Origin of the sequence: Sphingomonas citri, from assembly GCF_019429485.1 — a bacterium.
GTDB lineage: Bacteria > Pseudomonadota > Alphaproteobacteria > Sphingomonadales > Sphingomonadaceae > Sphingomonas > Sphingomonas citri.
The window spans coordinates 348,471-371,026 of record NZ_JAHXZN010000001.1 but is presented as its reverse complement, the minus strand read 5'-3'; the positions used below and the strand labels follow the sequence as shown (position 1 = coordinate 371,026).

The window sequence follows — 22,556 nt, the reverse complement described above, 5'->3', positions numbered from 1 at the left end:
GTCGTGACCAAGCCACTGACGGACAAGCTCGCGCTGGTCACCGGCGCGAGCCGCGGCATCGGCGCCGCCACCGCGATCGCGCTCGCCGCCGAGGGGGCGCACGTCGTGCTCACCGCGCGCACCGCCGCGGGGTTGGAGGAGGTCGAGCAGGCGATCTTCGACGCCGGCGGCTCGGCGACGATCGCGCCGCTCGACCTCGCGCAGAGCGACTCGATCGCGCGGCTCGCGACCGCGATCGGCGAGCGCTGGGAGGCGCTCGACGTGCTGGTGCTCAACGCCGCGATGCTGGGCTCGCTCGCCGCGGTGCCCGCGATCGATGCCAAGGAGCTGGCGCAGGTGCTGACGCTCAACGTCTCCGCGCAGGTGGCGATGATCCAGGCGTTCGACCCGATGCTGCGACGCTCGGCGGGCGCGCGGGTCATCGGGGTGACCTCGTCGGTGGGCCGGACGCCGCGGGCCTATTGGGGCGCATACGGCGCCTCCAAGGCGGCGTTCGAGACGCTGCTCGAAGCTTATGGCGACGAGATGGCCGAGGTGAGCAAGGTGCGAGTCGCGGTGCTCGACCCGGGCGCGACGCGGACCAAGATGCGCGCGCGGGCGTACCCGGGCGAGGACCCGGCGTCAGTCAAGCCGCCCGAGGCGGTCGCGGCGCGGATCGCGGCGCTGGCGATCGACGGGTTCGAGCCGAACCACCGCGACAGCAACCTGTCCACTCACCGCCTACCTCAAGGAGCGGCATGAGTCATAGCGGCCTCACGACCGCTGCTCGGCTTCCTCGTTCGAACTGACCGGCCGCAGGCGCCGCAGTGACGCGGGGCAGAGGGTGACGTTCGATGTCGCGCTCGCCTCCGCACGGATCGGCCGACCAGGCGCACGCCTGCGGTTGCACCGCGCCGCCGCGCGTGTAGACGCGGGGGCATGGACCTCGACCCGGCCGCCGCGCTCAAGGCGCTCCAGAGCCGCAACTTCGGCGGGCACAGCGCGCGGCTGGGCATCCGCTACCACGATCGCGGGCCCGACTGGGTCGAGCTCGCGCTGCCCTTCTCGCCCGACCTGATCGGCGACGAGGACAGCGGCGTGCTCGCCTCGGGACCGATCATCGCGCTGATGGACGTGGCGACCAGCATCGCGGTGTGGCAGCGCATCGCCGCCTTCGCGCCGCACGCGACGCTCGACCTGCGGATCGACTATCTTCGGCCGGCGCGCCCCGGCCAGACCGTGATCGGCCGCGCCGAGTGCCTGCGCGTGGCACGCTCGATCGCCTTCACGCGCGGCATCGCGCACGATGGCGACCTCGCCGACCCGGTGGCGCATGTCGCGGCCACCTTCATGGTGCCGAGCGGCACCTACCCCAAGGTGGCGCCGTGAAACTCCCGCCTTATGCCGAGCTGCTCGGCGCCGCGCTCGAGTTCGGCGCCGACGGCGCGCCGCTGATCGTCATGCCGTTCGGCGAGGACGTCGTCGGGCGACCGGGCTTCCTCCAGGGCGGCGCGATCTCGGGGCTGCTCGAGGTCGCCGCGATCGCCGCGCTGCGCCACGCGCTGGCGGAGGAGGGCGGCGCGCGCGTCAAGCCGATCAACGTCACCGTCGACTTCATGCGCGGCGGGCGCGATCACGTCACCCGCGCGGCGGGTACGATCACGCGCCTGGGCACGCGCGTCGCCAACGTCGAGGCGGTGGCGTGGCAGGACGATCGCGACCGCTCGATCGCGGCGGCGCGAATGAACTATCTCATCGAGCGCGACTAGGTCCGCGATGACCCCGCCGCTCGAGCCCGCGGTGCTGCTGCCGGCCTTCGCGCCCTATCTCGACGTCGCCGGGATCGCGGTGTTCGCCGCCTCGGGCGCGCTGGCGGCGGCGCGGCGCGCGCAGACGCCGGTGACGCTCGCCTTCTTCGCGCTGGTCACTGGCGTGGGCGGGGGCACGGTGCGCGACCTGCTGATCGGCGCGCCGGTGTTCTGGGTGCATGACGCGCGGGTGGCCGCGGTGTGCCTGGTGATGGCGGCGGTGATCTGGGCGACGCCCGAGCGCTGGTGGCGCGGCGCCGCGCTCGACTGGTTCGACGCGGTCGGCCTCGCCGCCTATGCGGTGTACGGCGCGGCGAAGGCGCTGGGCTACGGCGTGCCGCCGGTGCCCGCCGCGCTGATGGGGGTGGTGACCGGCTGCGTCGGCGGCATCATCCGCGACGTGCTCGCGGGCGAGCCGTCGATCCTGATGCGCCCCGAGCTCTACGTCACCGCCGCGGCGCTGGCGGCGGGGCTGCACGTCGCGTTGCGCCAGCTCGGCGTGCCGCCGGTGGTCGCCGCAAGCGTGTCGGCGAGCGCGGGCTTCGCGCTGCGCGCCGCCGCGATCCGGTGGAAGCTGGCGCTGCCGGCCTATGGGGAGCAAGCTGACCGGGCTTGAGGCCGGCGACGCTCAGAAGTCCAGCGGGTAGAGGGCTGCGGCGATCTGGCGCTCCTCGGCGCGCAGTACACCCCAGGCACGCGCGGCGGCGCGGCTGTCCATCGCCTCGATCCCCATCCCGCGGGCGTCCAGCGCCGCCACCAGCGCCTTGGGGGCGCGGCGGAGCGTGTCGCCGGTGCCGAGCAGCAGGAACTCGATCGGGCCGGCGAGCAGCGGCGCCAGCGCGGCCTCGTCGAGCGCTTCCAGCGCCGGCGGCGACCAGGTATCGGCGCGGGTCGCGGTGAGCAGCAGCGCGGGATAGACGCCCATCGTCCCGTCCGGCGCGTCGACGCGGTAGCCGCCCGGGCCGAAGCCGCGGACCAGCGGCCCCGGCGCCGGCCGCTCGCGGTCTATCCGCATCAGCTGCGCGGTCCGACGCGCTCGGCGTTCTCGATCCCGCCGCGCTTCGGCGTGGCGCCGGGCTCGGGCTCGGCGCGCAGGCCGAGCGAGATCAGCAGCGACGACGAGACGTAGATCGACGAATAGGTGCCGACCACGATGCCCAGGATCATCGCCGCGGTGAAGCCGCGCAGCACGTGGCCGCCGAGGAACAGCAGCGCCAGCAGCGCCAGCAGGATCGTCACCGAGGTCATCACCGTTCTCGGGAGAGTCTCGTTGACCGACAGATTGATGATCTCGCGCATGTCCATCTTGCGATAGCGGCGCATGTTCTCGCGGATACGGTCGTCGATAACGATCTTGTCGTTGATCGAGTAACCGATGATCGTCAGCACCGCGGCGACGATGTTGAGATCGAACTCGAACCGCGTGATCGCGAAGAAGCCCAGCGTCATCAGCAGGTCGTGGACGATCGCGACGATCGTCGAGACGCCGAACTGCCACTCGAAACGGAAGATGGCGAACAGGCCGATGCCCAGGATCGCCAGCACCACCGCGAGCACGCCGTTGCGGATCAGCTCGTCGGACACCTTGCCCGACACGGTAGAGTAACGGAGGAAGGTGCTGCCCGGGAATTTGGCAGCGAGCGCGCTTTCCACCTTGCGCACGGCGGCGTTGGTGGCGCCCTCGTCGCCGCCCTTCTGCACGGGCAGACGGATCGTCAGCGTCTTGCCGTCGCCGATCGGCTGGATGTTGGCCTCGCCCAGCCCCTGCGAATCGACCGTGGCGCGCACCGCCTCGATCGCCGGCGGCTGCGCGAACTTCTCCTCGATCATCAGGCCGCCCTCGAAGTCGACGCCGAAGTTGAGGCCCTTGTAGACCGTGAGGCCGACCGCGAGCACGCTGAGCAGCAGCGTGAGCGCGAAGGCGATGCCGCGTAGCCGGACGAAGTCGATGTTGGTGTCGTCGGGGACGAGCTTGAGCAGTTTCATAGTACCTCGTCGCCGCGGAGAGCGGGCGCCGTGCGAGTGATCATGGTGAGCCCGCGGGCGAGCGTCGCCGCCGTCATATGTTGATCGTCTTCGGTTTGGTGCGGCGCAGCCAGCCCGCGACGAGCATGCGCGTGAAGGTCACCGCGGTGAACACGCTGGTGGCGATGCCGATCAGCAGCACCACCGCGAAGCCTTTCACGGGGCCCGAGCCCAGCAGGAACATGATGATCCCGGAGATGGCGTGGGTCACGTTCGCCTCGAAGATCGTGCGGCTGGCTTCCTTATAACCCAGCTCGACCGCCTGGACGACCCCGCGCCCGCGATGACGCTCCTCGCGGATGCGCTCGTTGATCAGCACGTTGGCGTCCACCGCGGTACCGATCGTCAGCACGAAGCCGGCGATTCCCGGCAGCGTCAGCGTGCCGTTGATCAGCGCGAGCACGCCGAGGATGACGAACACGTTGATGACCACGGCGAGGTTCGCGTAGAAACCGAATCGACCGTAGGTGACGAACATGAACGCCACCACCAGCGCCACCGCCACCGCGGAGGCGAGGATGCCGGCGCGCACCGAGTCGATGCCGAGATCGGGGCCGACGGTCGATTCCTCCACCACCTTGAGGTCGACGGCGAGCTTGCCCGAGCGCAGCGCGATCGCCAGTTGGTTGGCGCTGTCGACGGTGAAGCCGCCGCTGATCGAGGCGCGGCCACCGAGGATCGGTTCGTTGATGTTGGGCGCCGAGATCACCTGATTGTCGATCACGATCGCGAACGGCCGACCAACATTCTCCTTGGTCGCCTGCGCGAAGCGACGGCCGCCCTGGCTGTCGAAGGTGATCGCCACCTGCGGCGCGTTGGTCTCCGGCTGGAACTCCTGGCGCGCGTCGCTCAGCATGTCGCCGGTGATGATCGCCTGACGCTTGACCGCGATCAGCGGGATACCGCCCGGGTTGCCGGGGTAGGGCAGAATCTGGTCGCCCGCGGGCGCCTCACCCTTGGCGAGCGCCTGCGGGTCGGCGTTGATGTCGACGAGCTTGAACTCGAGCTTGGCGGTCTTGCCGACCAGCGCCTTGAGCTGCTGCGGATCCTGCAAACCGGGGACCTGGACGACGATGCGGTTGGTGCCCTGGCCGATGATCGTCGGCTCGCGCGTGCCGAGCGCGTCGATGCGCTTGCGGACCACCTCGACCGTGTCGCTCATCGCGGTCTTGATCGCCTGGTCGAGCCCGGCCTTGGTCGGCGTCAGCACGAAGCGGCTGGTGTCGACGACCTGGATGTCCCACTGGCGCTGGCCCGTCATGCCCGCGCCGGTGCCGGTGATCTGGAGCAATCGCTCGCGCGCGGCATCCACCTGGCTGGCATCGCGCAGCAGGAAGGAGAGCTGGCCGTTGCGGCTCGAGATCTCGCCGATGTCGATGCGCGGGGTCTGGCGCCGCATCTCGGTCTGCACCTGCTCGCGCATCGCCTCGACCCGCGCCGCAGCCAGCCCGTTGGTGTCGGCCTCGAGCAGCAGGTAGCTGCCGCCGGCGAGGTCGAGCCCGAGGTTGATCTGCGGCGGTGTGAAGCCGAGCCCCCGCGTGACCCGATCGGGCAGGAAGCTGGGGATCGAGAGCGACGCCAGCACCGCCAGCACGAGCCAGATGGCGGTCACTTTCCAGCGGGGAAAGTCCAGCATTTCAGTCGTTCGCCGGCTTGCCGCCGAGCGGCGTCACCTCAGCCAGCGTCGCCTTGACGACGCGGACGCGGGTGTTGGGCGCGATCTCGACCTCGACGAAGCCCTCCTCCACCTTGGTGACGCGGCCGACCAGGCCACCCGCGGTGACCACCGAATCGCCCTTCTTGACCGCGGCGATCGCGCTCTGGAGCGACTTCATGCGGCTCTGCTGCGGCCGGATCATGAGGAAATAGAAGACGACGAATACCAGCAGGAGCGGCGCCAGGCTGATGAAGCCGGCGAGGCCGCCGCCCTGGGCGGCGCCACCGGCCGTCTGCGCGTAAGCGGGAGGAATGAGCATCGGATTCCGTGCATGACATTGGGGCGGCCGAAGCCCGGCCGCACGAAGCCGCTGCCGCTATCATCGCCGGCGCGCGGGCGCAACAGACGCTCGCCCCGCAGCGGCGTGCGCGCTGTCCGCGGTGGCCGCCGCCTAGCCGCTTGCAATGCCCGGCGACCGCGCGTAGAGGCGCCCCCTCGGTCGGGGCGTAGCGCAGCCTGGTAGCGCATCACACTGGGGGTGTGGGGGTCGCAGGTTCGAATCCTGTCGCCCCGACCAATTTCAAACAGAGCGGATCGGCGGCAGCGGACGAAGCGACGTTCGCGGCGCGCGCAGCGTCAGACGGCGCTTCCCATCGGTGCTCGGCGGTGTCACGGCGGGCGCATGATCACGCTCCACGGCATCCCCAATTGCGACACGGTGAAGAAGGCGCGCACCTGGCTCTCCGACCATCACGTCGTTCATACCTTCCGTGACTTCCGCAAGGACGGGCTCGACCCCGCGCTGCTCGACTCGTGGATCGACCGGCTCGGCTGGGAGCCGCTGCTCAACCGTGCCGGCACCACCTTCCGCACGTTGCCCGAGCAGGATCGCGCCGAACTCGACCGGGTGCGCGCGACCGCGCTGATGATGGCGCAGCCCGCGATGATCAAGCGGCCGGTGCTGGTCCATGACGGCGGCGTGGAGCTCGGCTTCAAGCCCGAGCGCTACGCCGCGCTGTTCGGCTGAGCCGGGTGCGCCCGCCGCGCTGGTACCGGCTGCTCGTCGGCATGCTGCTGCTCTGGGCGGCGCTCTCCGCCTATGCCTGCGTCACACAGCTCATGGCAGGCGCGGGTGCGGCGGCCGATCCGGCGGACCGCGCGCTCCTCGCCGCGCTGCCGGGCTGGTACTGGCTCGACTATGCGGTGGCGAGTCTCGGCCTGCTCGTCGGCGCGCTCGCGCTGCTGCTGCGGCGCCGGGTCGCGGTGCCCGCGCTAACGGTGTCGCTGGTCGCGGCGCTGATCCAGTTCGGCTGGCTGTTTGCGATGACCGATCTGCTCGCGCGGCGCGGGGCGGGGACGCTCTTCTTCCCGCTGCTGATCCTGCTGGTCGGCGCGGTCGCGCTCCAGCTCGCGCATCTCGCCGCGCGGCGCGGCTGGATCGGGTGAGCGCGCCGGAGTAGCAGGGCGCATGTCCACCACCTTCACGATCGACTCCGCCACCAGCCGCGCCACGCCGGTCGCCGCGCCAATGAAGCGGCTCACCGTCCCCGCGATCCGCCGGCGCAAGGCCGCGATCGCGGCGGGCGAGGGCGAGCCGCTGGTGATGCTCACCGCTTACACCGTGCGCATGGCGCAGCTGATGGACCCGCAGTGCGACATGTTGCTGGTCGGCGACAGCCTGGGGCAGGTGATCTACGGTCTTCCCTCCACCGTCCCTGTCACGCTCGAGATGATGGCCGCGCACGCCGCTGCGGTGGTGCGCGGCAGCTATCACGCGCTCGTCGTCGTCGACATGCCGTTCGGCAGCTACGAGGCGTCGCCGGAGCAGGCGTTCGAGAGCGCGGCGCGGCTGCTCAAGGAGAGCGGCGCGGCGGCGGTCAAGCTGGAAGGCGGCAGCGCGATGGCGCCCACGGTCGCCTTCCTCGCCGAGCGCGGTATCCCCGTGATGGGTCATGTCGGGCTCACGCCGCAGGCGGTCAACGCGCTGGGCGGCTATGGCGCGCGCGGGCGCAGCGCGGCGGAGGCCGCCAAGATCGTCGGCGACGCGCGCGCGGTCGCCGAGGCCGGTGCCTTCGCCGTGGTGATCGAGGGCGTGGTCGAGCCGATCGCGGTCGAGATAACGAACAGCGTCGGGGTGCCGACGATCGGCATCGGCGCCTCCGCCGCGTGCGACGGCCAGGTGCTCGTCGCCGAGGACATGCTCGGGCTGTTCGAGCGCACGCCGCGCTTCGTGAAGCGCTACGGCGACATGGCAGGCTATGTCGCCGAGCGAGTCACCGCCTTCGCCGACGAGGTGCGCGCCCGCGCCTTCCCCGGTGCGGACCAGGTCTACGCGCCAAAGGAGTGAGCGTGCGGGTGGCCCGCCACGCGGTGCGGGACGAAGCGCTCGCGCGTGCTCTTTCCTCCCGCCGGCCGAGTCGCTACAGCGCGGCGGTTCCCCTTCAGCCCGGAGTGATCGGTGGCTCTGACGCCGCAAAACAATGAAGCGTTCCTGCGCGAGGTCGACGACGAGCTCCGCCGCGACCAGGCGATCCACGTGTGGAAGCGCTACGGCCGGGCGATCATCGCCGCCGTGGTGCTGGCGCTCGCCGCGCTCGCCGCCTTCCTGTTCTGGCAGCACCGCCAGACGGTCGCGGCCGAGCGCGAGGGCGAGCAGCTGCAGCAGGCGTTCGACTCGCTCGCCGCGCAGGATACCAAGGCGGCCGCGGCGCCGCTCGCCGGGCTGAGCGACTCGTCGCGTGACGGCTATCGTGCCGCCGCGCGCTTCACCCAGGCCGACGTGCTGCTGCAGAAGGACGATCTGCGCGGCGCCGCTGCCGCCTTCGCCAAGATCGCCGCGGACACTTCGCTGGCGCAGCCGTTCCGTGACCTGGCGGTGATCCGCCAGACCAGCGCCGAGTTCGACCAGCTCCAGCCGCAGGTGATCGTCGAGCGGATGCGACCGTTGGCGGTGACGGGCGGGGCATGGCTCGGCAGCGCGGGCGAGCTGATGGCCGCGGCCTATCTGCGCGAAGGTCGGCGCGATCTCGCCGGCCAGACCTTCGCGCGCATCGCCGCCGACTCCGGCGTGCCCAGCTCGCTGCGTCAACGTGCGGTTCAGATGGCGGGCGTACTGGAGACCAAGGCGCCGAGCGCGCCGGCCAAGAACGCCCAGGCGCCCGCCGCGCCGGCCAAGGATGAAGGTGTGAGCAAGCGATGAAGACGAGGTTCGCGACCGGCGTGGCGATCGCCGCGCTGGTGGGGCTGAGCGGCTGCGGCATCTTCAAGAGCGCGCCCAAGAAGACGCCCACGGTCGGCCAGCGCGTGCCGATCCTGGTGTCGGAGAACCCGGCCGAGATCGACAAGGGGCTCGCCGACGTCCAGGTCACGCTGCCGACCCCGGCCGCCAACGACGGCTGGACCCAGCCGGGCGGCAGCGCGGCCAAGTCGATGGGGCACCTGCTGCTCGCCGCGACGCCGGCGAAGAGCTGGAGCGCCGAGATCAACGGCGGCAGCAACCGCGCGCGGCTCGCCGCCATGCCGGTGATCGCCGAGAACAAGTTGTTCGTCGTCGACGTCGACGGCGTGATCAACGCCTTCGCCGCCGACACTGGCGCCAAGCTATGGACCCGCGCGATCACCGAGGGTGACGAGAACCGCGCCGCGCGTTTCGGCGGCGGGGTGAGCTACGACGACGCCAAGGTCTATGCCACCGACGGACTGGGCGACGTGATCGCCGCCAACGCTGCGGACGGCGCGGTGCTGTGGCGCGCCAAGCCGGGCGGTCCGCTCCGCGGCGCGCCGACGATCGCCAACGGCCAGGTCTATGTCTTGAGCCAGGACAATCAGATCGTCGCGCTCAACCAGGCCGACGGCAAGGTGGTGTGGACCCAGACCGCCAGCCTCGAGACGCAGGGCGTGTTCGGCGTCGCCGCGCCGGCGGCGAGCTCGGGCACCGTGGTGGCGGGCTTCTCCAGCGGCGAGCTCAACGCCTATCGCTACGAGAACGGGCGCTCCTTGTGGCAGGACGCGCTGTCGCGCACCTCGATCACCACCTCGGTGTCGAGCCTCGCCGACATCGACGCCGATCCGGTGATCGAGGACGGCCGCGTCTACTCGATCGGGCAGGGCGGTCGCATAATCGCGCTCGAGCTCGCCACCGGACAGCGGCTGTGGGAACAGAATCTGGCGGGCATCTCGACGCCGTGGATCGCGGGCGAGTGGATTTTCGTCGTCACCGATGACGCGCGAATGGTGTGCCTGTCGCGCGCCAACGGCAAGATCCGCTGGATCAGCCAGCTGCGCGCCTACAAGAACGAGGAGAAGCGTTCGGATCCGTACAATTGGTTCGGGCCCGTGCTCGCCGGCGAGAAATTGTGGCTGACCAACTCGCGCGGCGAGCTGGTGGCGCTGTCGGTCGCCGACGGCAAGGTGCAGACCACGATCCGCGCCGGCGACAGCTTCTCGCTCGCCCCGATCGTCGCCAACCAGACGCTCTACACCCTCGACGAGAAGGGCGTGATCACCGCCTGGCGGTGAGGTAGGCATCACGCGCTCGTAGAGGCTTGATCTCAGGCTCACCTGCGCTGCGGTTGGTGAGATCGGCTTCTGCGTGCGGACGCATCGCAGTGTGCGGCTCGACTATCGTTATCGCGCGTAAGCGGCTAGGAGGCAGCCATATGCTTTCGCGTCACTCCGTTCGCGCTGAGGAGAGGCTGAGCTTGGCGAAGCCTCGTCTCGAAGCGTCGGTGCTTAGAGACGCCGTCTCGACAGGCTCAATGGCTCCTCGGCACGAACGGCGAGGCGTTGAGCCACCATGTTCCAGGTCCCCGTCCCATGTCCCGTCTCCCCACCGTCGCGATCGTCGGTCGCCCCAATGTCGGCAAGTCGACGCTGTTCAACCGCCTTGTCGGCAAGAGGCTGGCGCTGGTGGACGATCGCCCCGGCGTGACGCGCGACCGCCGCGAAGGCGACGCGCATCTGCTCGGGCTCGATTTCCGCGTGATCGACACGGCCGGCTACGAGGACGAGGATCCGGACACGCTGCCCGGCCGCATGCGCCGCCAGACCCAGGCCGCGGTCGATAGTGCCGACGTCGCGCTGTTCATGATCGATGCGCGCGCCGGGATCGTGCCGCTCGACGAGGAGATCGCGCGCTGGCTGCGCGGCGCCTCCACCCCGATCGTGCTGGTCGGCAACAAGGCCGAGGGGCGCGCCGCCGAGGCCGGGCTGATCGAGGCTTTGTCGCTCGGTTTCGGTGACGCGGTCCAGCTCTCCGCCGAGCACGGCGAGGGGGTCGCCGACCTGTTCGAGGCGCTGCTGCCCCACCTCGAGGCGCTCGACGCAGAGGAGGCGGCGGAGGACGACGAGAACCCCGACGCCCCGCTCAAGCTCGCCATCGTCGGTCGCCCCAACGCGGGCAAGTCGACCCTGGTCAACCGCATCCTCGGCGAGGACCGGATGATCACCGGCCCCGAGGCGGGGATCACGCGCGACTCGATCGCGATCGACTGGGTGTGGCACGGCCCCGACGGCCCGCGCGACGTCCGCCTGATCGACACGGCAGGCATGCGCAAGCGCGCCAAGGTGCAGGACAAGCTGGAGAAACTGTCGGTCGCCGACGCGCTCCACGCGGTCGACTTCGCCGAGGTGGTGGTGCTGCTGCTCGATGCCACGCTGGGGCTGGAATCGCAGGACCTGCGCATCGCCGACCGCGTGCTCGAAGAGGGGCGCGCGCTGGTGATCGCGCTCAACAAATGGGACGTCGCCGAGGATCCCTCCAAGCTGTTCAACGGCGTGCGGACCGCGCTCGACGAGGGGCTGGCGCAGGTCCGCGGCGTGCCGCTGCTCGCGGTCTCGGCAGCGACGGGCAAGGGGATCGACCAGCTGATCGGCGCGGCCTTCGCGACCCGCGAGGCCTGGTCGCGTCGCGTCGGCACCGGCGAGCTCAACCGCTGGTTCGAGCGCGCGATCGAGGCCAATCCGCCGCCCGCGCCCGGCGGCAAGCGGATCAAGCTGCGCTATCTCACCCAGGCGAAGACGCGCCCGCCCGGCTTCGTGCTGTTCGGCACGCGCGTCGACGAGCTGCCGATGAGCTACCAGCGCTACCTCATCAACGGGATCCGGCGCGAGCTCGGCTTCGGCGCCGTGCCGGTGCGACTGATGCTGCGCGCACCGAAGAATCCCTATGGCGGGAACTGAGCGGACGCGGTTACCTCCTCTTTACCTCTAAGGCGCTAAGTGTCTGAGCGCAAAAGAGGAGGCGGGCGCGTGGCGGACGAGCCAGTGGAATTGGTGGATCGGGTGGCGCTGGCGCGTGCGCGCGCCGAGCTGGGCGCCGGTTTCGCGCGTATCCTCGGCTATTTCCGCGAGGATGGCGTCAAGTCGCTGAGCGCACTCGAGGACGCGATGCGCAAGGGCCATGCTGCGGCGCTGGTGATCCCCGCGCACACGCTCAAGGGCGAGGCGCGCCAGTTCGGCGCCAACGTGCTCGCCGCGCTGGCCGAGAAGATCGAGGATCACGCCCGCGCCTGCGTCGAGCACCATGAGTCCCCGCAGGATGCGATCGAGCACGTGGTGGCGCTGCGCCCGCTGTTCCTGCGCACGCTCGCCGTGCTGGAGAGTGAGGGCGCCGCGCCCGTCGCGGTGCGGCGGCCTGGAGGTTTCGGGCGCCGGGTCGCGTAGCGGAAGGGGGCCGGGTCCGCATCGGTGCCGTGCGCGCCACTGGCGGTTACCCTCGGCCACCCCGCTTGCGGACGTACCAAGTTCCGTGCGGCCGGACCGGCGCCGTCGTTCACCCCTTCAGGTAAGGTGCCGCGCCGCTCTCCGGCTTGTCATGCTCGCTCACCGAGTTGAGCTGGATATAATTGTGGATTCCCATCCGCTCGATCATCTCGAACTGTCGCTCGAGCGTGTCGACATGCTCTTCCTCGCTGGCGAGGATGTTGGCGAACAACTCGCGGCTGACGAAGTCCTTGACCTCCTCGCAATAAGCGATCGCCGCCTTGAGCTGCGCCACCGCCTCGATCTCCATCGCGAGATCGGCCTTGAGCGCCTCTTCCACTGTCTCGCCGATGCGCAGGCGGCCGAGGAGTTGGAAGTTGGGCAATCCGTCGAGGAACAGGATGCGCTCGGCCAGCCAGTCGGCGTGCTTCATCTCGTCGATCGACTCGTGGCGCTCGAACGCGGCGAGCTTGTAGACGCCCCAGTGATCGAAGAGGCGATAGTGCAGCCAATATTGATTGATCGCGGTCAGTTCGTTCTTCAACGACTCGTTGAGGAACTCGATGACCTTGGGATCGCCCTTCATGCCAGTCTCCACTATCCGGAACGGCATGGCGAATAGCCCCGAACGGGGCGGGAAGAAAGCTGAAAGTCCTTCGCGATACGGCGACTATTTGCTGCGACCGCTACGCAGCCGCACGTTCCTCATCGATGATTGCGCGGGCAAATTGAACACATTGGCCGCACTTCGGCGAGCGCCCGAGGCAGCGGTAAGCCTGGCAGGGGGTGGCAGCACCGGATCGCGCGGCCTCGCGCACCTGGCACTCCTTAATCGCATTGCAGACGCAGACGACCATGCGGTCTCCTTCCCGGCTGCGAATCGTCCTAGCCGAGTTGCGAACCGCTCGCAAGGGAAATGCGACGCGTTCGCATTACCCGCGGCGCATCGGCTGCGCCTGGCCGCGCGCGATCGAGCGCCACATCCACTCGGCCGGTCCATAACGAAACCGGGCGAGCCAAAGCGGCGCCCCTAGCAGCAGCAGCGCCCAGAGCGGCGGTAATAGCGCGTAAGACTCGGCGCGGCCCCAGCGCGCGAACTGCCCCAGTCCCCAGCCGTAAAAAATCGCGGCGAGCACGAGGCTCGACAGCAGATAGTTGCTCAGCGCGCTGCGCCCCAGCGCGGCGAGCCGCTCTCCCGCGCGCGTTCCCGGCAGCCAGCAGAGCAGCAGCGCGGCATAGCCCGCCACCAACGGCGCATGGATCAGCGGCCCGAGCGCGAAGGAGGCGGTGAGCACCGCTTCGAGCGTGAAACCGCGCGCGATGCCGTGGCGCGCGAGCGCCAGCTCGGCCGCCAGCCCAAGCGGCAAGGTCAGCGCCGCGACGGCGACGTAGCGGCGACGTGACCAGGCGCCGGTGGCGAAGCCGCTGCGATAGGCCGTCATGCCGAGCAGCATGTAGCCGAGCGTCTCCGGCCCGTTGGCGAGCAACCCGCCAAGCGCGCCGGCGTCGTGCCGCCAGCGCCACGCGATGCCGTCCGCCAGCGACCCGCGCAGCGCCGCGATCTCGCTCGCCAGCAGCGGTGCGGGAGGACGTCCGAAGCTCTGCTCCAGCGCGGCGCGCGAGGCGGGCAGCGCGGCGGCCTGGACCAGGCCGACCCCGCCGATGGTCGCCACCAGCAGCGCGGCCATGGCGGCGAGCAGCAGCACGCGCGCCGGCGCGTGGACGAACAGCAGCGCGGCGACGCCGACCAGCGCATAATGGTGGAGGATGTCGCCGTACCACAGCAGGTAAAGATGCGCCGCGCCGATCAGGTAGAGCACGCCCATGCGGCGGAGGTGGACCGCGGCGCCATTCTGCCCCGCCGCGTCGGCGCGTTCCACGACGAGCAGCAGCGAGGCGCCGAACAGCGCGGCGAACAGCCCGCGCATCTTGCCCTCGACGAGCACGAAGGTGAGTGCCCAGGCGGTGAGGTCGGCGGGTCCGGTGCCGCCCGCGGCGAGCGGAGAGAAATAGGCCGCCTGCGGCAGCGCGAAGCCGGGGAGGTTGGCGACGGTGATCCCCAACACCGCGACGCCGCGCAGGATATCGAGCGCGACGAGGCGGTTGGCGTCGGACATTGCGATGGCGTGCTAGGCGCGCGGCGCGGGGCTGGCAACGCTGGTGAGGGCGGGCTCATTCCTCCCCGGCACGGGGAGGGGGCGTGCGGGCGAGATCGTGTCCCCCGAACACGATCTTGGCATGCTGAAAGCACGCCAAAGCCCACACGCCGGCCGCAGGCCGGTGGTGGAGGGGGCTCTCCGCGCAGCGCCGCGCTCGTGCGAGCCCCCTCCGCCAGCTTTCGGCTGCCGTGCAGGTGGAATTGCCCCCGGCGATGCCAGCCATGTCCGGGCGACATGGCGACCTGTACGACCCTCCCCGCGAGCGGGGAGGGTCTCCTCAGATCGCCGCTTCGCCCGCCATCAGCTTGGGGAAGAAGCCCTCGTGCGCCGCGCGGAGCTGGTCGAGCGGCACGCAATAGTCGCCCTCGCGCAGCTCGAAGATCACGCGCGTGCCGATCGTGCGGCCGAGCGGCTCGGCGTCGACGCCGGCGTCGAGCGCGGCCTGGAGGAAGTCGAGCAACGCATGATCGTGCACCGTCACGACATAGACGCCCTGCTCCTCGGCGAAGAGCGCAGCGGCGGTCTCGAACGGCAGCGCGCGGTCGATCATCGCGCCGATGTTGCCCGCCAGCGCCATCTCCGCGATCGCCACCGCGATGCCGCCATCGGCGACGTCGTGGACGGCGCCGAGATGCCCCGCGTCGATCTGCGCGCGGATGAAGTCGCCGGTGCGGCGCTCCGCCGCCAGGTCGACGCGCGGCGGCGGGCCTTCCTCGCGCCCGTGGAGCTCGCGCAGCCACAGCGACTGGCCGAGATCACCGCGGCGCGTGCCGACCACGACGATGACGTCGCCGGTCTGCTTGAACGCGATCGTCGCGCTCTTCTGCCAGTCCCTGAGCAGCCCGACGCCGCCGATCGCGGGTGTCGGCAGGATCGCCGAGCCGCCGCCGGTCGCCTTGCTCTCGTTGTAGAGGCTGACGTTGCCGCTCACGATCGGGAAGTCGAGCGCGCGGCACGCCTGCGCCATGCCGTCAAGGCAGCCGGTGATCTGCCCCATGATCTCGGGGCGCTGCGGGTTGGCGAAGTTGAGGCAGTTGGTGATGGCGAGCGGGGTCGCGCCCACCGCGGTGAGGTTGCGCCACGCCTCGGCCACCGCCTGCTTGCCGCCCTCGACCGGGTCGGCGAAGCAATAGCGCGGGGTGCAGTCGGTCGTCATCGCCAGCGCCTTGTCGGTGCCGTGGACGCGCACCACCGCGGCATCGCCGCCGGGGCGCTGCACCGTGTCGGCGCCGACCATGTGGTCATATTGTTCCCAGATCCAGCGCCGGCTGGCGATGTCGGGCGAGGCCATCAGCTCGAGTAGGTCGGCCGCCGGGTCCTTGCAGTCGGGAATGTTGACCAGCGCCTTGGCGGGCGGGGTGGGGACATGCGGGCGATCGTACAATGGCGCGTCGTCGGCGAGCGGCGCGAGCGGGATATCGCACACGGTCTCGCCCCGCCATGTGAGCACCATCCGCCCGCTGTCGGTGACATGGCCGATCACCGCGAAGTCGAGCTCCCACTTCTCGAAGATCGCGCGCGCGAAATCCTCGCGGCCGGGCTTGAGCACCATCAGCATGCGCTCCTGCGACTCGGAGAGCATCATCTCGTACGGCGTCATGCCGGTCTCGCGCTGGGGCACGTCGTCCATCACCAGCTCGATGCCTACGCCGCCCTTGCTCGCCATCTCGACCGAGGAGGAGGTGAGCCCGGCCGCCCCCATGTCCTGGATCGCGACGATCGCGTCCGAGGCCATCAGCTCGAGGCACGCCTCGATCAGCAGCTTCTCGGTGAAGGGATCGCCGACCTGGACGGTGGGGCGCTTCTCGTCCGCATCCTCGCCGAAGTCGGCCGAGGCCATGGTGGCGCCGTGGATGCCATCACGCCCGGTCTTGCTGCCGACATAGACGATCGGATTGCCCACGCCCGAGGCAGCCGAGTAGAAGATCTTGTCGGTGTCGGCGACGCCCACGGTCATCGCGTTGACGAGGATGTTGCCGTCATAGGCGGGGTGGAAGTTCACCTCGCCGCCCACCGTCGGCACGCCGACGCAATTGCCGTAGCCGCCGATACCGTGCACCACGCCCGAGATCAGGTGGCGCATCTTGGGATGGTCGGGCCGGCCGAAGCGCAGCGCGTTGAGGTTCGCCACGGGGCGCGCGCCCATGGTGAAGACGTCGCGCAGGATGCCGCCCACGCCCGTCGCCGCGCCCTGATAGGGCTCGATGTACGAAGGGTGGTTGTGGCTCTCCATCTTGAAGATCACCGCCTGGCCGTCGCCGATGTCGACGACGCCGGCGTTCTCGCCCGGACCGCAGATCACCTGCGGGCCCTCGGTGGGCAGCTTCTTGAGGTGGATGCGGCTCGACTTGTAGCTGCAATGCTCCGACCACATCACCGAGAAGATGCCGAGCTCGACGAGGTTGGGCTCGCGGCCCAGTGCCTTGAGCACGCGCTCATATTCATCGGGGGACAGGCCGTGCTCGGCGACGATCTCGGGCGTGATGGCGGTCATGGCCGCGGCGCATAGCGGCTGCGCGCGGCGGTGGCCAGACGGTGCGAGTTCGACAGCACGCCCAACACACCGTTCGTGCTGAGGAGGCACCGAGCTCGTCGAAGTGCCGTCTCGAAGCATCAGTCACGACGTTCGTGGCCGCATCGAGAGGAGGCTTCGACAGGCTCAATCTCTCCTCAGCGCGAACGGGATCTTACCGGCCCCGCCTCCGTCTCAGCCGCCGCAGCAGGCCGCGTTTCTCGAACGCCTCGAACATCTCGCCCGGCCCTTCCGGATCGAGCACCTCATTGTCCGCGAGCCACTTCTCCACCGCGCTCAGGTCGTCCACTCCATAGGGCACCAGCGTCCGCCCGCTGCCGCGAAGCGCCTCGATCGTCGCGATCAGCCCGTCGCGCTCGACCCGCTCGCTCACCACCGCCGCGTCGACGCCGAGATGCTCGGCGATCAGGTCGTCCCGGATCGCCGCGATCGTCGCGGCGCCGTCGGTGATCGTCACGTCGCACTCGGTGTCGAGCCGCAACGAGCGGTTGTTGAAGTTGGACGAGCCGATGCGAATCGCCTGGTCGTCGATCACCGTCACCTTCGCGTGGCAGTAGATCGGCGTGCCCTTCTCATTGACCGGGTGGTACATGCGGAAGCGCCCGCGATGGTCGCGGCGGCGCAGCTCGGTGACGAGCCGGGCGCGGGCGGTGTCCATCGCGATCGGCTCGAGCCAGCCCTGCGCGGTCACCGGGTTGATCACGACGATCTCGGGCGGATCCTCCTCCACCAGTCGCGCGGCGATCGCCTCGGCGATACGGCGTGAGGCGAAATACTGGCTCTCGGCGTAGATGCGGTGCTTGGCCGAGGCGATCAGCGCGAGGTACAGCCGCTCGATCTCAAGCAGCTCGTCCTGCCCGTCATACCGAGGCTGCGAGCGCGACACCGCGACGTCGACGTCGGTGAAGACGGGCGTGAGCGACTCGGGCCAGCAACTGCCCTCGCGCGGCGGCGGCGGCGCGATCTCGGTGCCGCCCGCGATCACCCAGCGCGTGCGGCACAGCTCGCCCAGCGCGCCCGCGACCGGGCCCTGCAGCGCGGTGGTGGCATCGTGCCATGGCTTGTACGCGCGCCCGCCGGGCGAGGTGCGGCGCGGATCGTCGTCGACGTGCGCGCGCGTGTCCCAGCGCTCGTCGGTCATGTCGATCCCGCCGCAGAAAGCGAGGCAATCGTCGATCACCACGATCTTCTGGTGCTGCGACGCCGCTACCGGATGGTGGCCGTCGAGCAGCAGGTGGATACGCGGCTGGCGATAGCGCCAGTTGAGCAGAGTCCACAGCGTCTTGCCGCGCCCGAGCGTCTTGATCGCGCCCTTGTCCCAGCGAAGGATATGGACCTGAAGCCCTGGCGTGCGCTTCACCAGCCACGTGATGAAAGCGCCGACGTCGGTGGGCGCCTCGGGATGGTCGTCGTCGTAGGCGAGGTTGATGCGCGCGTCGAAGTCCCAGCCGACCAGCAGGATCTGGTGCTGAGCGCGCAGCATCGCCTGGCGCGCCGCGCGGAAATAGGCGTCGGCGTCGATCACCACCGCGGCTTGCGTGGCGCGCTCGACCCGCCAGCGCGTGTCCTCGGGCAGGATCACAGGAGCTCGCGCACCAGCTCGGGCGGGCGCGCGAGCCGGACGCCCTTGTCGGTCTCGACCAGCGGCCGCTCGATGCTGGCGGGATCGCGCGCCATCAGGTCGAGCGCGGCGGCGTCGTCGGAGACCGTCGGCGCGTCGCGACGAAGCGCGTCGCGCGGCGCGATGCCGCCGCGCGCGAGCAGCGCGGCGAGCGTGTCGCGCGAGGGCGGGGTCTTGAGGTACTCGATGACGGTCACGTCGGCGCCTGCCTCCCGAAGGATCGCCAGCGCCTCGCGCGACTTGGAGCAGCGCGGGTTGTGGTAGATCGTCGCGGCCGCGCCGCTCGCCTCCGTCACGCGTCCTGGCGCGCCAGCCACTCCTCCAGCCATTTGATCGTGTAGCTACCCTGCTGGAACTCCGGGTCGTCGAGCAGCGCCTGGTGGAGCGGGATCGTGGTCTTCATGCCCTCGATCACGAACTCCTCCAGCGCGCGGCGGAGACGACGCAGCGCTCCCTGCCTGGTCGTACCATAGACGATCAGCTTGGCGATCATGCTGTCATAGTAAGGCGGCACCATATAGCCCGCGTACAGCCCCGAATCGACGCGGACGTGCATCCCGCCCGGGGCGTGATATTGCGCCACGCGGCCCGGCGAGGGCGCGAAGGTGCGCGGATCCTCGGCGTTGATGCGGCACTCGATCGCGTGGCCGCGGAACACCACGTCCTCCTGGCGCAGCGTCAGCGGGTGGCCCTCGGCGACGCGGATCTGCTCGCGCACCAGGTCGAGCCCGGTGATCGCCTCGGTCACCGGATGCTCCACCTGCAGGCGGGTGTTCATCTCGATGAAGTAGAACTCGCCGTTCTCCCACAGGAACTCGATCGTCCCCGCGCCGCGATAGCCCATGTCGGCCATCGCCTTGGCGACGATCCCGCCCATCCGCTCGCGCTCCTCGGCGGAAATGACGGGGGAGGGCGCCTCCTCCAGCACCTTCTGGTGGCGGCGCTGGAGCGAGCAGTCGCGCTCGCCGAGATGGATCGCGTTGCCCTCGCCGTCGCCGAACACCTGGAACTCGATGTGGCGCGGGTTGCCGAGGTACTTTTCCATGTAGACCGTGGCGTCGCCGAACGCCGCCTTGGCCTCGGTCCCGGCCTGCTGCATCAGCGTCTCGAGCTGGTCGGGCGACTGGCACACCTTCATGCCACGCCCGCCGCCGCCGCTCGCGGCCTTGATGATCACCGGGTAGCCGATCCGCTCGGCCAACGCCTGCGCCTCGGTGACGTCGCTGATCGCGCCGTCCGACCCCGGCACCAGCGGCAGACCGAGCGCGCCCGCGGTGCGCTTGGCCTCGACCTTGTCACCCATCACCCGGATATGCTCGGGCTTCGGCCCGACGAAGATCAGGTTGTGCAGCTCGACGATCTCGGCGAATTTGGCGTTCTCGCTGAGGAAGCCGTAGCCGGGGTGGATCGCGTCCGCGCCCGAGATCTCGGCGGCCGAGATGATGTTGGGGATGTTGAGGTAGCTGTCGGTCGCCGCCGGCGGCCCGATGCAGATCGCCTCGTCGGCGAGGCGGACGTGCATCGCGTCGGCGTCGGCGGTGGAGTGGACCGCCACCGTCTTGATGCCCATCTCGTGGCACGCGCGGTGGATCCGCAGCGCGATCTCGCCGCGGTTGGCGATCAGCAGCTTCTTGATCTGGGGCAAGGGCGTTACTCGACCACCACGAGCGGCTGGTCGAACTCGACCGGCTGGCCGTTCTCGACCAGCACCGCCTTGACCGTGCCCGCGCTCGGCGCGGTGATCGGGTTCATCACCTTCATCGCCTCGACGATCAGCAAGGTGTCGCCCGCGGCGACGCTCTGGCCCACCGCGGCGAACGGCTTGGCGCCCGGCTCGGCGGCGAGATAGACGGTGCCGACCATCGGCGATCGCACCGCATTGGCGTGCGACGGCGCGGACGGCCCGGCGGTGTCGACCTGCGGCGGCGCGCCCGCACCAGGCGCGGCGGCGGCGGGCGCCGGCGCATAATGCACCGCCGGTGCGGCGACCGCGGCGGCCTTGCGCGCGACGCGGATCTTGCGCTCGCCGTCCTCGACCTCGATCTCGGTCAGCTGGGTGGTGTCGAGCAGCTCGGCGAGCTGGCGGACCAGATCGACGTCGACCTGCATCGCGCCGCCGTTGTGAGAGATGTCAGCCATGCAACCCTGTTTCCCCTAGATAGGGCGCGCCTCCTGTCAGAAGCGGGCCGCGGCTTCAAGCGCGAGCATGTACGACATCGCGCCGAAGCCGGCGATGGTTCCCTTCGCGGCGCTGCCGACCAGGGAGACGTGGCGGAAGCTCTCGCGCGTGTGCGGATTGGAAAGATGCACCTCGATCACGGGCGTCTTGATGCCCTTGATCGCGTCGTGCAGCGCCACCGAGGTGTGCGTGTAGGCCGCGGCGTTGAGCAGCACCGCGCGCGCGTCCACCGCCTGCGCCTCGTGTAGCCACTCGACCAGGTGGCCCTCGTGGTTCGACTGGCGGAGGTCGACGCGCAGGCCGAGCTCGCGCGCGCGATCCTCGAGCCGGCCGGCGATGTCGTCGAGCGTGTCGTGGCCGTAGATCTCCGGCTCGCGCGTGCCGAGCAGGTTGAGGTTGGGGCCGTTGAGGACGAAGACGGTGTCGGTCATGCGCTCCCTTGGGGTCGTTGCCCTGCGTGCAGGTGTCATTGCATCCGGCGCGGCGCGGCGCAACGTTGCCCCTGCGGGTCCGCGGGCCTAGATGGCGCGCATGGCACATTCCGACGGCACCATCACCATCACCCTCAACGGCGAGCACAAGCGAGTCCCCGCCGGGCTCTCGATCGCGGGCCTTGCTGAGTCGCTCGGGCTGGTGCCCGAGAAGCTCGCGGTGGAGCGCAACCTCGAGGTCGTGCCGCGCTCGACGCTCGGCGAGGTGCAGGTCGAAGACGGCGACGAGCTGGAGATCGTCCATTTCGTCGGCGGCGGCGACCATGCCGCCCCGCTCACCGACGACACATGGACCGTGGCGGGGCGCACCTTCCGCTCGCGGCTGATCGTCGGTACCGGCAAGTACAAGGACTTCGCGCAGAACGCCGCCGCGCTGGAGGCGTCGGGCGCGGAGATCGTCACCGTCGCGGTGCGTCGCGTCAACGTCAGCGACCCCAGCGCGCCGATGCTGACCGACTTCATCGACCCCAAGCGCGTGACCTATCTGCCCAACACCGCCGGCTGCTTCACCGCCGAGGACGCGATCCGCACGCTGCGGCTGGCGCGCGAGGCGGGCGGCTGGGATCTCGTCAAGCTCGAGGTGCTCGGCGAGGCGCGCACGCTGTACCCCAACATGCGCGAGACGCTGAAGGCGACCGAGGTGCTGGTGCGCGAGGGCTTCAAGCCGATGGTCTATTGCACCGATGATCCGATCGCGGCGAAGCAGCTGGAGGAAGCCGGCGCGGTCGCGATCATGCCGCTCGGCGCGCCGATCGGCTCGGGGCTGGGTATCCAGAACCAGGTGACGATCCGGCTGATCGTCGAGGGCGCGGGCGTGCCGGTGCTGGTCGACGCCGGCGTTGGCCAGGCGAGCGACGCCGCGGTGGCGATGGAGCTCGGCTGCGACGGCGTGCTGATGAACACCGCGATCGCCGAGGCAAAGGACCCGATCCTGATGGCGGCGGCGATGCGCGCGGCGGTGGAGGCGGGGCGGATGAGCTACCGCGCCGGCCGCATGGGCAAGCGCCGCTACGCCGACCCGTCGAGCCCGTTGTCGGGGCTGATCTGAGCCGCGACGAATTGACGTACGTCAATCATCTGCCGGAACATCGCCGTTTCGGGTCCGTTGTCCTGTCACCGGGTTACACTAGACGGAGAACGACGATGGGCGAGCTCACCGACAAGATCAAAGGCAACGTCAACGAGCTGGTCGGCAAGGCCAAGCAGGCGATGGCGGACAAGGATCCGGCGGATCGCACCGCGGCGGACGACCGCCTCGCCGCCGAGGGCGCCGCGCAGGAGACGAAGGGCAAGGGCCAGCAGTTCGCCGGCAAGGTGAAGGGCGCGCTCGGCGACGACATCTGATCGTCGAGCCTCGTCGAGGAAGGGCCGTCGCGGGAGACCGTGGCGGCCCTTCCTCGTT

26 protein-coding genes and 1 tRNA gene are annotated in these 22,556 nt (G+C 70.1%); 14 read left to right on the top strand and 13 right to left on the bottom strand.

The features are described from left to right. Positions 1-3: 3 nt before the first annotated feature. From KZ820_RS01910 to KZ820_RS01895, 4 genes are all read left to right on the top strand, one after another. Positions 4-741: an SDR family NAD(P)-dependent oxidoreductase gene (locus tag KZ820_RS01910; RefSeq protein WP_219747018.1), complete on the top strand. Its 738-nt coding sequence runs from the start codon at positions 4-6 to the stop codon at positions 739-741. 177 nt (positions 742-918) lie between these two features. Next, positions 919-1,368 carry a PaaI family thioesterase gene (locus KZ820_RS01905; RefSeq protein ID WP_183920601.1) on the top strand — a complete coding sequence of 150 codons (450 nt, stop codon included), beginning with the start codon at positions 919-921 and terminating at the stop codon, positions 1,366-1,368. After that, on the top strand, positions 1,365-1,748 hold the full coding sequence (locus KZ820_RS01900; protein WP_219747017.1) for a PaaI family thioesterase: 384 nt from the start codon (positions 1,365-1,367) through the stop codon (positions 1,746-1,748). Before KZ820_RS01905 ends, KZ820_RS01900 begins: the two co-directional genes overlap by 4 nt. 7 nt (positions 1,749-1,755) lie before the next feature. Further along, the gene (locus tag KZ820_RS01895) at positions 1,756-2,403 is read left to right on the top strand and encodes a trimeric intracellular cation channel family protein (RefSeq protein WP_219747016.1); all 648 of its coding nucleotides are present in this window, start codon (positions 1,756-1,758) and stop codon (positions 2,401-2,403) included. Between the two features lie 12 nt (positions 2,404-2,415). Here the strand turns inward: KZ820_RS01895 and KZ820_RS01890 are convergent, their stop codons facing one another. From KZ820_RS01890 to yajC, 4 genes are all read right to left on the bottom strand, one after another. Next, entirely contained in the window at positions 2,416-2,802 is a 387-nt protein-coding gene (locus KZ820_RS01890; protein ID WP_219747015.1) for an Mth938-like domain-containing protein, read from the bottom strand. Further along, complete coding sequence (secF, locus tag KZ820_RS01885) at positions 2,802-3,773, bottom strand: protein translocase subunit SecF (RefSeq protein ID WP_219747014.1); 972 nt, start codon at positions 3,771-3,773, stop codon at positions 2,802-2,804. Before secF ends, KZ820_RS01890 begins: the two co-directional genes overlap by 1 nt. Positions 3,774-3,846: 73 nt before the next feature. Further along, complete coding sequence (gene secD, locus KZ820_RS01880) at positions 3,847-5,448, bottom strand: protein translocase subunit SecD (RefSeq protein WP_219747013.1); 1,602 nt, start codon at positions 5,446-5,448, stop codon at positions 3,847-3,849. A gap of 1 nt (position 5,449) precedes the next feature. Beyond that, positions 5,450-5,788 (bottom strand): preprotein translocase subunit YajC, encoded by a 339-nt coding sequence (gene yajC, locus KZ820_RS01875; protein WP_219747012.1) that lies wholly within the window; start codon positions 5,786-5,788, stop codon positions 5,450-5,452. Positions 5,789-5,969: 181 nt separating this feature from the next. Between yajC and KZ820_RS01870 the strand changes: the two genes are divergently transcribed. The 8 genes from KZ820_RS01870 (at position 5,970) to KZ820_RS01835 (ending at position 12,132) form a co-directional block, all read left to right on the top strand. Then, positions 5,970-6,046, top strand: a tRNA-Pro gene (locus KZ820_RS01870). A gap of 105 nt (positions 6,047-6,151) precedes the next feature. Continuing rightward, positions 6,152-6,496, top strand: coding sequence for an ArsC family reductase (locus KZ820_RS01865; protein ID WP_219747011.1), 345 nt, complete (start codon positions 6,152-6,154; stop codon positions 6,494-6,496). 5 nt (positions 6,497-6,501) lie between these two features. Further along, complete coding sequence (locus KZ820_RS01860; RefSeq protein WP_219747010.1) at positions 6,502-6,915, top strand: hypothetical protein; 414 nt, start codon at positions 6,502-6,504, stop codon at positions 6,913-6,915. 22 nt (positions 6,916-6,937) lie between these two features. Continuing rightward, the gene (panB, locus tag KZ820_RS01855; RefSeq protein ID WP_219747009.1) at positions 6,938-7,816 is read left to right on the top strand and encodes a 3-methyl-2-oxobutanoate hydroxymethyltransferase; all 879 of its coding nucleotides are present in this window, start codon (positions 6,938-6,940) and stop codon (positions 7,814-7,816) included. A gap of 111 nt (positions 7,817-7,927) precedes the next feature. After that, a complete protein-coding gene (locus KZ820_RS01850) occupies positions 7,928-8,668 on the top strand; it encodes a tetratricopeptide repeat protein (RefSeq protein WP_219747008.1) in 741 nt (246 codons plus the stop codon). Next, entirely contained in the window at positions 8,665-9,987 is a 1,323-nt protein-coding gene (locus KZ820_RS01845) for a PQQ-like beta-propeller repeat protein (RefSeq protein WP_219747007.1), read from the top strand. Before KZ820_RS01850 ends, KZ820_RS01845 begins: the two co-directional genes overlap by 4 nt. Positions 9,988-10,284: 297 nt before the next feature. Next, positions 10,285-11,649, top strand: coding sequence for a ribosome biogenesis GTPase Der (der, locus tag KZ820_RS01840; RefSeq protein WP_219747006.1), 1,365 nt, complete (start codon positions 10,285-10,287; stop codon positions 11,647-11,649). A gap of 69 nt (positions 11,650-11,718) precedes the next feature. Further along, positions 11,719-12,132 carry an Hpt domain-containing protein gene (locus KZ820_RS01835; protein WP_219747005.1) on the top strand — a complete coding sequence of 138 codons (414 nt, stop codon included), beginning with the start codon at positions 11,719-11,721 and terminating at the stop codon, positions 12,130-12,132. Between the two features lie 109 nt (positions 12,133-12,241). Here the strand turns inward: KZ820_RS01835 and bfr are convergent, their stop codons facing one another. The 9 genes from bfr to aroQ form a co-directional block, all read right to left on the bottom strand. Then, positions 12,242-12,757 carry a bacterioferritin gene (gene bfr / locus KZ820_RS01830; RefSeq protein ID WP_132909170.1) on the bottom strand — a complete coding sequence of 172 codons (516 nt, stop codon included), beginning with the start codon at positions 12,755-12,757 and terminating at the stop codon, positions 12,242-12,244. Between the two features lie 100 nt (positions 12,758-12,857). Further along, positions 12,858-13,028, bottom strand: a complete 171-nt coding sequence (locus tag KZ820_RS21710; protein ID WP_132909171.1) for a (2Fe-2S)-binding protein — start codon at positions 13,026-13,028, stop codon at positions 12,858-12,860. Between the two features lie 75 nt (positions 13,029-13,103). Then, positions 13,104-14,288 carry a DUF418 domain-containing protein gene (locus KZ820_RS01825; RefSeq protein WP_219747004.1) on the bottom strand — a complete coding sequence of 395 codons (1,185 nt, stop codon included), beginning with the start codon at positions 14,286-14,288 and terminating at the stop codon, positions 13,104-13,106. A 319-nt stretch (positions 14,289-14,607) separates the two neighbouring features. Further along, on the bottom strand, positions 14,608-16,824 hold the full coding sequence (gene purL / locus KZ820_RS01820; protein WP_219747003.1) for a phosphoribosylformylglycinamidine synthase subunit PurL: 2,217 nt from the start codon (positions 16,822-16,824) through the stop codon (positions 14,608-14,610). A gap of 193 nt (positions 16,825-17,017) precedes the next feature. Beyond that, complete coding sequence (locus KZ820_RS01815) at positions 17,018-18,445, bottom strand: phospholipase D-like domain-containing protein (protein WP_219747002.1); 1,428 nt, start codon at positions 18,443-18,445, stop codon at positions 17,018-17,020. Next, positions 18,442-18,780: an arsenate reductase family protein gene (locus KZ820_RS01810; protein WP_308462094.1), complete on the bottom strand. Its 339-nt coding sequence runs from the start codon at positions 18,778-18,780 to the stop codon at positions 18,442-18,444. Before KZ820_RS01810 ends, KZ820_RS01815 begins: the two co-directional genes overlap by 4 nt. Beyond that, a complete protein-coding gene (gene accC / locus KZ820_RS01805; protein ID WP_219747000.1) occupies positions 18,777-20,129 on the bottom strand; it encodes an acetyl-CoA carboxylase biotin carboxylase subunit in 1,353 nt (450 codons plus the stop codon). Before accC ends, KZ820_RS01810 begins: the two co-directional genes overlap by 4 nt. 5 nt (positions 20,130-20,134) lie before the next feature. Further along, on the bottom strand, positions 20,135-20,623 hold the full coding sequence (accB, locus tag KZ820_RS01800; protein ID WP_219746999.1) for an acetyl-CoA carboxylase biotin carboxyl carrier protein: 489 nt from the start codon (positions 20,621-20,623) through the stop codon (positions 20,135-20,137). A 36-nt stretch (positions 20,624-20,659) separates the two neighbouring features. Next, positions 20,660-21,094, bottom strand: coding sequence for a type II 3-dehydroquinate dehydratase (gene aroQ, locus KZ820_RS01795; protein WP_219746998.1), 435 nt, complete (start codon positions 21,092-21,094; stop codon positions 20,660-20,662). A 100-nt stretch (positions 21,095-21,194) separates the two neighbouring features. On the opposite strand from aroQ, the gene thiS reads away from it, so the two are divergent. Both thiS and KZ820_RS01785 read left to right on the top strand, forming a co-directional pair. Continuing rightward, positions 21,195-22,202, top strand: coding sequence for a sulfur carrier protein ThiS (gene thiS, locus KZ820_RS01790; RefSeq protein ID WP_183920578.1), 1,008 nt, complete (start codon positions 21,195-21,197; stop codon positions 22,200-22,202). Between the two features lie 95 nt (positions 22,203-22,297). After that, on the top strand, positions 22,298-22,498 hold the full coding sequence (locus KZ820_RS01785; RefSeq protein WP_219746997.1) for a CsbD family protein: 201 nt from the start codon (positions 22,298-22,300) through the stop codon (positions 22,496-22,498). The last annotated feature ends 58 nt before the right edge of the window (positions 22,499-22,556 follow it).

What these genes read in the sequence shown, in the direction of transcription:
- KZ820_RS01905 (WP_183920601.1), top strand. Translation starts at nt 919, where the DNA reads ATGGACCTCGACCCGGCCGCCGCGCTCAAGGCGCTCCAGAGCCGCAAC.
- KZ820_RS01895 (WP_219747016.1), top strand. Translation starts at nt 1,756, where the DNA reads ATGACCCCGCCGCTCGAGCCCGCGGTGCTGCTGCCGGCCTTCGCGCCC.
- KZ820_RS01890 (WP_219747015.1), bottom strand. Translation starts at nt 2,802, where the DNA reads ATGCGGATAGACCGCGAGCGGCCGGCGCCGGGGCCGCTGGTCCGCGGC.
- secF (WP_219747014.1), bottom strand. Translation starts at nt 3,773, where the DNA reads ATGAAACTGCTCAAGCTCGTCCCCGACGACACCAACATCGACTTCGTC.
- secD (WP_219747013.1), bottom strand. Translation starts at nt 5,448, where the DNA reads ATGCTGGACTTTCCCCGCTGGAAAGTGACCGCCATCTGGCTCGTGCTG.
- yajC (WP_219747012.1), bottom strand. Translation starts at nt 5,788, where the DNA reads ATGCTCATTCCTCCCGCTTACGCGCAGACGGCCGGTGGCGCCGCCCAG.
- KZ820_RS01865 (WP_219747011.1), top strand. Translation starts at nt 6,152, where the DNA reads ATGATCACGCTCCACGGCATCCCCAATTGCGACACGGTGAAGAAGGCG.
- panB (WP_219747009.1), top strand. Translation starts at nt 6,938, where the DNA reads ATGTCCACCACCTTCACGATCGACTCCGCCACCAGCCGCGCCACGCCG.
- KZ820_RS01845 (WP_219747007.1), top strand. Translation starts at nt 8,665, where the DNA reads ATGAAGACGAGGTTCGCGACCGGCGTGGCGATCGCCGCGCTGGTGGGG.
- der (WP_219747006.1), top strand. Translation starts at nt 10,285, where the DNA reads ATGTCCCGTCTCCCCACCGTCGCGATCGTCGGTCGCCCCAATGTCGGC.
- bfr (WP_132909170.1), bottom strand. Translation starts at nt 12,757, where the DNA reads ATGAAGGGCGATCCCAAGGTCATCGAGTTCCTCAACGAGTCGTTGAAG.
- KZ820_RS21710 (WP_132909171.1), bottom strand. Translation starts at nt 13,028, where the DNA reads ATGGTCGTCTGCGTCTGCAATGCGATTAAGGAGTGCCAGGTGCGCGAG.
- KZ820_RS01825 (WP_219747004.1), bottom strand. Translation starts at nt 14,288, where the DNA reads ATGTCCGACGCCAACCGCCTCGTCGCGCTCGATATCCTGCGCGGCGTC.
- purL (WP_219747003.1), bottom strand. Translation starts at nt 16,824, where the DNA reads ATGACCGCCATCACGCCCGAGATCGTCGCCGAGCACGGCCTGTCCCCC.
- accB (WP_219746999.1), bottom strand. Translation starts at nt 20,623, where the DNA reads ATGGCTGACATCTCTCACAACGGCGGCGCGATGCAGGTCGACGTCGAT.
- aroQ (WP_219746998.1), bottom strand. Translation starts at nt 21,094, where the DNA reads ATGACCGACACCGTCTTCGTCCTCAACGGCCCCAACCTCAACCTGCTC.
- thiS (WP_183920578.1), top strand. Translation starts at nt 21,195, where the DNA reads ATGGCACATTCCGACGGCACCATCACCATCACCCTCAACGGCGAGCAC.
- KZ820_RS01785 (WP_219746997.1), top strand. Translation starts at nt 22,298, where the DNA reads ATGGGCGAGCTCACCGACAAGATCAAAGGCAACGTCAACGAGCTGGTC.